General features: G+C 27.3%; 3 protein-coding genes. 1 reads left to right on the top strand and 2 read right to left on the bottom strand.

From position 1 onward, the window contains the following. Positions 1–12: 12 nt before the first annotated feature. The gene (locus ACF91D_RS30350) at positions 13–690 is read right to left on the bottom strand and encodes a hypothetical protein (protein WP_392438460.1); all 678 of its coding nucleotides are present in this window, start codon (positions 688–690) and stop codon (positions 13–15) included. Between the two features lie 200 nt (positions 691–890). Beyond that, positions 891–1094 (bottom strand): hypothetical protein, encoded by a 204-nt coding sequence (locus ACF91D_RS30355; RefSeq protein ID WP_081224927.1) that lies wholly within the window; start codon positions 1092–1094, stop codon positions 891–893. A 74-nt stretch (positions 1095–1168) separates the two neighbouring features. Here ACF91D_RS30355 and ACF91D_RS30360 point away from each other — a divergent pair. Beyond that, positions 1169–1342 (top strand): DUF771 domain-containing protein (locus ACF91D_RS30360; protein WP_392438462.1); only part of this gene is annotated, 174 nt, incomplete at its 3' end.

Consider the following 1342-nt stretch of genomic DNA (forward strand, 5'->3'; position numbering starts at 1 on the left):
GAAGATAGAAAATTATATAAATTCATTATTTTTAAAGTAAGGATAATAAGTTGATAGAAAACTAATTAAACATACTATTGCAAATATTAATGAATTTTGAATTTGCAAATCATCATTGTTTATATAATTTACAGTGAAGTTTTCTATATCTGCTCCTCCTACAATTCCACTTGTCCAGCGTATAACTGTTTTGAAAGGATGTGGATAATCATTTTTGAAAGCATTGATAAATTCATTGTATCTACTATAAGCGTCATTTTGATTTATTGGATAGGACGAATTGATGGCTTCAGTCAAAGTAGAGATAGCAGTTGGATTGATATAAAAATCTCTAATAGTTTGTTGAGCTTGAAGGACTACATCATTATCAAACCTATAAGATTCTTTAAACGATTTTATAGCAATTTCAGAAAATAAATTTCTTTGTATGTTTACTGCATTAGCAGAATTTATTGATTTAAGAATTACGTTTTGGATCTTTAATATTTCATCAACATTTGAATTATTGAAAGTATTTACAATACTTTTTATGGTCGAACGATTATTCTCTGCAATCTTCTTAGCATGAGCTGCAATCCCCATCATATTGTTTATATGTGCTTTAGGGATACTTTGAAACATTTCCATTTGTTTCTTATTTGCATTAATGACACTTTGAATAGCAGGGTCTATAAAATAATTTTGATTCAAGACTTAAAACACCTCCATAAGATAATGAAAATATTATACACGAAAGGAATAACTATATTTGAATCTAAAACAAATAATAAAAATAGCACTCCTAATTGTCATCTTGGTCGAGGAGATTAAGAGTGCTATAAAACCTAATTACCTAATTATGATGAATATAGACAAAGAAATATTGAAAGATAAAGTAGATAATTTTATAACTACTTATAATTCAAATCTAAATTAATAGTTGAATTACAATATCTACATTCACCCTTACCATTTTTGAATTTAATCTTTCTTTTCTTTTGGCATTCAGGACACTCAATTTCGTGAGTTGTATTTAATAATTCATCATTTAAATGAGATTTCATATCCTTTTCAATACTTTTGAAAAATTTATCTATATCTTTATTTCGACTCATAATACAACACCACCTTCTTTCGCAGTAGCGATAAAAATAGTATAGCACAACCTAAATATGAAAGGCGTGATTACATGACGCAATTAACAGTCACCATACCAGAGCAATATGTAGTCATTACAAAAGATGAACACAATCAACTTATTATGAATCAACAAAAAGCAGTATGGACTATGGATGATTTAAAAGAAAATTTAAAGATTAAATCAGATGAAGTTATTAAAGATAGATTACTGGATAGGCCAAAG

The sequence above is a fragment of the Staphylococcus sp. 231237_7MaSpsaltlick genome (assembly GCF_043107035.1).